This window comes from Clostridioides sp. ES-S-0006-03 (assembly GCF_020662275.1).
Lineage (GTDB): Bacteria > Bacillota > Clostridia > Peptostreptococcales > Peptostreptococcaceae > Clostridioides.
Map to the genome: position 1 here is coordinate 485,792 of NZ_JADGMM010000001.1, position 8,254 is coordinate 494,045.

6 protein-coding genes and 1 pseudogene are annotated in these 8,254 nt (G+C 29.0%); all 7 read left to right on the forward strand.

All coding sequences use genetic code 11. The features are described 5' to 3' along the window. The first annotated feature begins 395 nt into the window (after window positions 1-395). Window positions 396-3,293 carry a sigma 54-interacting transcriptional regulator gene (locus tag IR151_RS02095; protein ID WP_227432740.1) on the forward strand — a complete coding sequence of 966 codons (2,898 nt, stop codon included), beginning with the start codon at window positions 396-398 and terminating at the stop codon, window positions 3,291-3,293. Between the two features lie 31 nt (window positions 3,294-3,324). Next, a complete protein-coding gene (locus IR151_RS02100) occupies window positions 3,325-3,771 on the forward strand; it encodes a PTS sugar transporter subunit IIA (RefSeq protein WP_227432741.1) in 447 nt (148 codons plus the stop codon). Between the two features lie 118 nt (window positions 3,772-3,889). Continuing rightward, a complete protein-coding gene (locus IR151_RS02105; protein ID WP_227432742.1) occupies window positions 3,890-4,192 on the forward strand; it encodes a PTS sugar transporter subunit IIB in 303 nt (100 codons plus the stop codon). Window positions 4,193-4,380: 188 nt separating this feature from the next. After that, entirely contained in the window at window positions 4,381-5,787 is a 1,407-nt protein-coding gene (locus tag IR151_RS02110; protein ID WP_227432743.1) for a PTS galactitol transporter subunit IIC, read from the forward strand. Between the two features lie 350 nt (window positions 5,788-6,137). Further along, window positions 6,138-7,196 carry a galactitol-1-phosphate 5-dehydrogenase gene (locus tag IR151_RS02115; RefSeq protein ID WP_227432744.1) on the forward strand — a complete coding sequence of 353 codons (1,059 nt, stop codon included), beginning with the start codon at window positions 6,138-6,140 and terminating at the stop codon, window positions 7,194-7,196. Window positions 7,197-7,209: 13 nt separating this feature from the next. After that, window positions 7,210-8,031 (forward strand): transketolase, encoded by an 822-nt coding sequence (locus tag IR151_RS02120; protein WP_255606540.1) that lies wholly within the window; start codon window positions 7,210-7,212, stop codon window positions 8,029-8,031. A 2-nt stretch (window positions 8,032-8,033) separates the two neighbouring features. Continuing rightward, window positions 8,034-8,254, forward strand: a pseudogene (locus IR151_RS02125) (transketolase family protein); the annotation flags it as partial.

The window sequence follows — 8,254 nt, forward strand, 5'->3', positions numbered from 1 at the left end:
AGTTAGAGATATGATTAAATTACTGTGTATATGAGCATTTAATAAAATACTATTATATCGAATTAAAATTTAAAAACAGAAAGTGTTAAAAGCATAAGGGTTCATAAATTCTTTGTTGAGTAGATATATAATATTATATCTAATTAAATAAACTTTTCAATCCTAATTTTATAACTAATTTATATGATAATCTATATTATGAATTATAATATCAGCAATCAAAAACAGTTAATACATTTAGTAAATTACTAAATGTACAAAAAGCAAATGTTTATCAAAATGTATGAATGCTTATGAAAAAGTAGTCATTTACAAGCGTTGCAAAGAAAAAAAGTATTGAAATAAGTATGGCATGATAGTTGCTTATATATTTATCAAGAAAGGAGTTATCAAGCATGGAGTTGAGAGATAAACTTGTAAACATCATAAATACAGAAAATAAAAAAGACCCACTAACAGATGTTCAAATAGCAAAGTTTTTAAATACAACTAGAGAAAATATAACTAATCTAAGGAAAGAACTCAATATAAGTAATTCGAGACAAAGAAGATATCCTTATTTAAAGTCAGCGATTTCAGCAATATTGCAAAACAGCAAGGATATTTCTATTTCAGAAATTACCAGAGAGTTGATGACAGAAGGATTCAATATATCAAGAAGAGTTGTAGAGGAAATTTTACCTAAAGAAAGTTTAGAAATGGAAATCGTAGAGGTAATTGAAGAAAAATCAAGCGACCCGTTTGAAACTTTGATTGGAAATAAGGGAAGTCTTAGAAATGCTGTAGAACAAGCAAAGTCTGCTATATTGTATCCTCCAAAAGGTCTTCCAACTTTAATTGTAGGAGAAAGTGGAGTTGGTAAGAGTTTATTTTCTAAACATATGTATGAGTTTGCAAAGAAAAAAAAGGTAATAAAAGAAAATTCTAATTTTGTTCTATTTAACTGTGCTGATTACAGTGATAATCCACAATTATTGTTATCTTTATTATTTGGATATAAAAAAGGTGCATTTACAGGAGCTGAATATGATACACCAGGTCTTGTAGAAGAAGCTGATGGAGGAGTTTTATTTTTAGATGAAATTCATAGATTACCTCCAAAAGGTCAAGAAATACTATTTTCTATTTTAGACAGAGGCAAATTTAGAAGATTAGGTGAAACTAATGCTGAAAGAAAGGTAAGCATGATACTGATTGGAGCAACTACTGAAAACGTAGAGACTAATTTATTGTTGACATTTAGAAGAAGAATACCAATGCTAATAACATTACCATCATTACATGATAGACTGTTAAAAGAAAAAATAGACCTTATATACAATATCTTTCAACAAGAGTGTAACAGAATAAATGCAAAAATATTTGTAGATAAAAATGTGATTGAAATACTTGCATTAAAAAAATTTAGTGGAAATATAGGGCAATTACAAAATATGATTCAGGTTCTTTGTGCAAGAGCTTTTATGAAGTTTATAAATTCTAAAGATGAAGATTGTGAATCAATAGTAGTAGTAGATATAAATGAAGTTTTAAAGCTTAAGGATTCTTTCAAAGATGCTGCTTTTCAAGAGGTTGAATACACAGAAATAAGAAAGTATTTAAAAAATGCTATATTTATACCATTTAATGTAGAGGAATCCTCAATAAAAGAAAATATTGTGAATGATGAGTACATATTACCAGAGGATATATATAAAACAATTGAAAAGAAATATTATGATTTAAAGTCTCTAGATATTGAAGATATTGACATAGAAAACATTTTATGGACTTTTGTTTTAAATAGATTTGCTGACATAAAGTTCAATCTAGAAAACGATGAAGAAATCTTCTCAATGAGTGATTTAAATAGCTTTGTAAGTGATAGTCTAGTAAAACTGGTAAAAGAGCTAATGAATAATATAATTGAAAAAAATACTAATTTAGAAGTAAATAAAAATGCATTTAAATATCTAGCAATACATTTAGAAGAAGCAATAAAAAGGATTAAACTAAATCAAAAGATAATAAATGTAAACTTAGAAAAAATAAAAATAGATTTTTCAAAAGAATATGAAATAGCAAAACGTTTTGCAATAAAAATTGAAGATACAAATGAAATTAAGATTCCAGAAGATGAGATTGGATTTATAACACTTTATATAAAATCAGCCTTAAAGAATGAAGTAAAAAAAGATAAAGTTGGATTGATAATAATCTCTCATGGTCGTATAGCTACAGAAACTGTAAATGTTGTTAAAGAGCTTTTGGGAGTAAAATTTCCTGTGGCCATAGACATGCCTTTAGATGAAAAACCAATGAATATATATAACAAGGCGGTGGAGTTGTCAAAAATAATAGACCAAGGGAAAGGAATATTATTTTTAGTTGATATTGGGTCACTTACAAATATAGGACAAATAGTAAATAAGAGAACTAACATAAATACTAAAACTATTGATAGAGTAGATCTTTTAATGGCATTAGAAGCAGCTAGGAAAGTTTCTATGGGAGATGAAGAACTTGATGAAATGTTTTTTTCTCTTGTAAAAGATAGGATGGGATATAATTATGAACTGGAAAAGCACATAGATAAAACCAATGCAATTGTAGCCCTATGTCTTACTGGAGAGGGAACCGCTAAGTACATAAGCAAAACATTAGAAGAAAAGTACAACAATACTAAATGTTATCAAATGAGTGCTTTGGATGAGAATCTTCCCTATAAAATTGAAAAATTAAGAGAAAAAAATAATATATTAGCCATTGTTGGTACAATAAATCCCAAAATACCAGGTATAAATTTTATTCCATATAATAAAGATGTTTTTAAAAACCTAGATATCTATCTTTCAAAAAAGCAAGATGATAGTCAAATTAAAGGATATGGAAGAATGCTTGATGAGGATTTAGTAATATTTGAGCCAGATATATATTTTAAAAAGGATTTACTAGAATATGTATGTTCAATTCTTATCAATAAAGGATATGTGGAAAAAGATTATTTGGATTCAGTTCTACATAGAGAAGAAATGCTTCCAACCTATTCTAAAGGGGCTACAGGTGTACCTCATGGAGATTCTTCTACAGTAAATAGTACAAGATTTGTTTTTATTAAATTAAAAAACCCTATTGACTGGGGTGTAGGCAATGTGAATTTTGTATTTATGCCAGTTTTTAAGACTAATGATAAAGATATTGTTAAGAATGTTCTTGAAATTTTAAAAGATGAAAAGTTTATGAATAGTGCTAAACAGTGTTTTGATAAAGAAGATTTTAAGAAAATTATATTTGATAAATTTAAAAATATATAGATATAGCAACAATTTGAGAGGAGTTAGGGTAATGAATGTAGATTTAATATCATTAGACTTAGAAGCTAATGATTATGAAAGTATTATCAGAGAATTAGGAAATAAAATGTATCAAAAAAAATATGTAAAAAATACATATATAAATGCCGTTTTGAAAAGAGAAAAAACATTACCTACAGGGCTTAATATTGGAGAAATGTGTGTTGCGATTCCACATACAGACTCACAACATGTAAATGAATCTAATGTAGCTGTAGGAATATTGAAAAATCCAGTAAAATTTAATTCAATGATAGACCCAACAGATAAATTAGATGTGGAGCTTGTATTTTTACTAGCAGTAAAGAATCCAGACTCTCAAGTAAAATTATTAAAAGATTTAATGTCAGTTTTTCAGAATATAAAGCTGTTGAGAGATATAAAAAATGCATCAACAAAAGAAGAAGTAGCTGAATTATTAAATTTTATAGAAATATAATGAAAAGATGTTTTAGAAGTAAATAATAGAAAATTAGAAACTTAAAAGCAGTATTAACTTTTGAGCAATTTAATTTATATAAAATAAAACTTAAATATAATATTAGGAGGAAATTATTATGAAACAATTTAACGTATTATCAGTATGTGGTTCAGGAACAGTTACATCATCAATGGTGGCAGGTAAATTAAAAGAAGTATTAGGAGATAAGGGTATATCTATTACAACAACAGAGGCTAGACCAACAGAAGCATTAAATTTGGCACAATCAGGAAGATTTGATTTTATAACATTTACAAGCCCACTTCAATCAGGTGATTACGGAATACCAACTATAAATGCATTTGCTTGTCTTACTGGTATAGGAGAAGATGCATTCTTTGAAGAAGTTTTAAAGGTTATTGATAGTTTAAATAAATAGTGTTTATAGTATTTAAATTAATAATTTAGATACTATAATAAACTATTATTCAAATAACTACTATCAAAATAAATTTAATTAAAGTGGCATCATTTAAGAATTTATTAGAATAAAAATGACAACAAAAAGATATTTATTTAGACATATTTAATTAATTTGATAAATGTTTAGAAATAGGAGGGTAAAAGATGTTAACATTTATGAAATCTATAATCGATACATTTGGTTCTGCAATTATAGTTCCAATTATAATATTCATAATAGCAAAAATATTTAAAGTGACTACTAAGAAATCGTTTCTTTCAGCTGTATATGCAGGTGTTGCTTTGCAAGGTTTTACGTTAATATTAAATTCATTTACACCAATAATAACACCAGTAATTAATAGAATGGTAGATAGTACAGGAGTAAATTTACCTGTGTTTGATGTTGGTTGGCAAGCTACATCATTAGTTGCATTTTCAACAAGTGCAGGTATGATATACTTAGGTCTTGGAATATTATTGCAAACTATTTTATTTTTAGTAAAGTGGACAGATGTATTCCAACCATCAGATTTATGGAATAATTATTCTTATATGGTTTGGGGAGCAATGGTAATAGGAGTGACAGGCAATTTCCCTTTAGGTATAGGGTGTATGGTCTTGTTAAACTTATACAGTTTATTAATATCAGAATTAGTTGCGAAGAGATGGTCTAGTTATTATAGATATCCTAATTGTACAATAATAGCTATGCACAATGTTGAAGCTTCTGTCTTTGCAGTATTTGCAGACCCTATATATAACAAACTTGGACTAAATAAAATAAAGTTAAACCCTAAAGAATTAGAAAAGAAATTAGGATTTTTAGGTGAGCCGATTACTCTAGGTCTTTTCTTGGGTATGTTTATTGGTATACTAGGTAATATGACTAGAATAACTACTATGGAAGCTTGGGGAGAAATAATGAAAGTTGGTATATCTACAAGTGCTGTTATGGCAATATTCCCAAAAGTAGCAAGTATGTTTGCTCAAGCATTTGCACCTATAACAGAAGCTGCTAGAAAGATTATGCAAAAAGCTGGAAATCGCGAGTGGTATATAGCAGTAAATGATGCTGTGGGATATGGTGAACCTGCAACTTTAATATCAGGTCTTATCTTAATTCCAATAATGCTTGTAGTAGCTATGATACTTCCAGGTAATCAGGTATTACCAGTTGTAGACTTACTTGCAATTCCATATATGGTACAAGGTTTAGTTGCAGTACATAATGGTAATATACCAAAAGTAATAGTTTCAGGTATAATATGGTTTGGATTAGGATTATATATATGTACATCTACAGCTCCATTATTTACAGATATGGCTACAAGTGTAGGTGTTGCTATACCAGCTGGAGCTATGCTTATAACAAGTTTCAATATACTAGGAAAACCTTTGATGGGGTTAGTGTTCTTTGCATTCTTAAGTGCAAATCCAATTTATATAGGATTAGCAGTTGTAATTTACTTTGTCTTATGGGCATTATTTAGAAAGAATAAAACAAGTATACTTGAATATTTAGAAAAACAAGCACTTAAAAATGTTGCAGAAGAACCTGTAGTAGCATAGCTTAAGTTTATTAAATATAAGAAAACAATGAATCAAGAAATCTATAATTGATTTTATAGGAGTATCAGAGATTATCTGAAAAGCTATAAATGAAATGTAGATTTCTTTTTATTTTGATAAATATTAGGATTCTGTTTTATTGTACTCAACTATTAATTTTATGAATTTTATTTTGTTATTTAAAACATATTTTTTTATATTTATACAATAATGTAATTTGATTTTATAAAATGTATTATACACTGTCAAAATGCTTTGTATGTAAGGTATTTGTAGATATGAATTATTTGTTTTTTGTATGGCATAAATATTGCTATATATAAGTGTATAGCATGAAGGGAGAGGTTTATATGGCAAATAAGATGAGAGCATCAGTACTATACGATATAGGTGATGTTAGATATGAAATGGTTGATATACCAGAAATAACAGATGGAGAAGTACTTGTAAATGTTAAATATGTTGGAATATGTGGCTCGGATTTACCTAGGTCTATGGTTAGTGGATTGAGTGGAGGTACAGCATATCCATTAATCTTAGGACATGAGTTTTCTGGTGAAGTTGCTAAAGTAGGGTCAAAAGTAAAGAGTATTAAAGTAGGAGATAGAGTAGCTGTTGCCCCATTAGTTCCTTGTGGAGAATGTGGTTATTGTAAAGAGGGGAATTTCGGATTATGTAATGACTACAATATAATTGGGACAAGAGTAAATGGAGCTTTAGCAGAGTATGTGAAAGTTCCTGAAGAGCATGTTTTAAAATTACCAGATACATTAGATTATGAAACTGCTGCTGGAATTGAACCAGCAACTATAGCATATCATGGGATTGCAAAAGCAGATATTAAGGTAGGAGATAGTGTAGTTGTACTAGGGTGTGGTCCAATAGGTCAGTTTGCTTTACAATGGGCAAAGGTTTTTGGAGCATCTAAAATTATAGCTGTTGATATTTTCAATGAAAAGCTAGAACTTTCTAAAGGTCTAGGAGCGAACTATACAGTAAATTCAAAAGAAGTAGATGCAATTGAAGAAATAAAAAAAATAACTAATGGTGGTGCTGATATTGTCATAGAGACTGCTGGTAGTAGGTTTACTCAAGAGCAATCTCTACTTATAGCAAAAAAAAGAGGAACTATAGTATTTGTAGGTATTTCGCATACAGAATTACCACTTAGTGCAAAAGCTACGGAGAGCATATTACGTGGAGAACTTACTTTGAAAGGTTCTTGGAATTCATATACAAGTCCTTATCCTGGAAGAGCATGGACCGCAACATTAGATTTTATGGGAAAAGGAGATATTATTTTTACACCAATGATTTCACATAAAATAGGTCTTAATGAGGTAGGAGAATTTCTGCGTAAAATGGCAAACAGAGAAATAAATTTTAATAAAATCCTAGTAGAAATATAAAAATTTAAGAGGTATAAAAATGAATAAAAAACTAAAACAAATAGCTAAAAACATAAGAATAAGTATTATAAAAAGTATAACAGAAGCTAAGTCTGGACACCCAGGAGGTTCGCTGTCAATAGTAGATATATTAACTGTATTGTATTTTGAAAAAATGAATATAGACCCTATAAAATTTAATGATGAAGATAGAGATAGATTTGTATTATCAAAAGGGCATTCTGCACCAGCATTATATGCAACTTTGGCAGAAAGAGGTTATTTTGAAAAAAAGGATTTAATAAGTTTAAGAAAATTTACTTCTAAGTTACAAGGACATCCAGACATGAAAAAGGTAGCAGGAGTAGATATGTCTACTGGTTCTCTTGGACAAGGTTTATCTGCTGCAAATGGTATGGCATTAGCTGGTAAATTAGATAATAAAAGCTATAAAGTATACACTATTTTAGGAGATGGCGAGATTCAAGAAGGACAAATATGGGAAGCTGCAATGACAGCATCACATTATAAATTAGATAATTTAATTGCATTTGTTGACTTAAATGGATTGCAAATAGATGGTTCTAATGAAGAAGTAATGAATGTTAGTCCAGTAGATGGCAAATTTAAATCTTTTGGATGGAATGTAATACTAATAAATGGACATTGTTTTGATGAAATAGGAAATGCAATAGATGAAGCTAAAAAAGTTACAGGAAAACCAACAGTAATAATAGCTAAGACTGTAAAAGGTAAAGGTGTTTCATTTATGGAAAATAATGCTGCATGGCATGGAACAGCTCCAAATGCAGAACAAGCAGAACAAGCATTGAAAGATTTAGAAGGAGGTCTATAGGAATGGGAATAGCAACTAGAGAAGCTTACGGACAAGTGTTAAAAGAACTTGCAGAAAATAAAGATATAGTAGTATTGGATGCAGACTTAGGAAAAGCTACAAAAAGTATATCATTTAAAGAAGTTGCTCCAGATAGATTTTTTGATATGGGGATAGCAGAAGGTGACATGATTGGTACAGCAGCAGGTCTTGCTACTTGTGGAAAAATACCTTTTGCAAGTAC